The organism is Salinimicrobium oceani (assembly GCF_012037645.1).
The window spans coordinates 1-294 of record NZ_JAAVJR010001544.1 but is presented as its reverse complement, the minus strand read 5'-3'; the positions used below and the strand labels follow the sequence as shown (position 1 = coordinate 294).

The 294-nt window shown below is 43.9% G+C and carries 1 protein-coding gene; it reads left to right on the top strand.

The window, feature by feature from the left end; translation table 11 throughout:
• Positions 1 to 9: 9 nt before the first annotated feature.
• A partial coding sequence (locus HC175_RS22995; RefSeq protein WP_317172407.1) for a LuxR C-terminal-related transcriptional regulator occupies positions 10 to 294 on the top strand: 285 nt, incomplete at its 3' end.

Below are 294 nucleotides of genomic sequence, written 5' to 3'. Positions count from 1 at the left end.
CCCGAAGAAATGTATGCTCTTAACGCCATAAAGGCCGGGGCTGCTGCATATCTTTCAAAAACGGCATCTACAGAAATTCTTAGTGAGGCCGTGCATCAGGTTGCAAGAGGTGGGATCTATCTCAACAAGGAGATCAGCGAAAAGATCAATTCCGGCACTACCAGATCCAACAATCTGGTTTCCCGCTACAAAAAACTGTCTACGAGGGAAATTGAGGTACTTAACCTCCTTTCCACCGGAAAAAGAAATAAAGATATCGCCGAAGCTTTAGATATCAACGAAAAAACAGTTAGC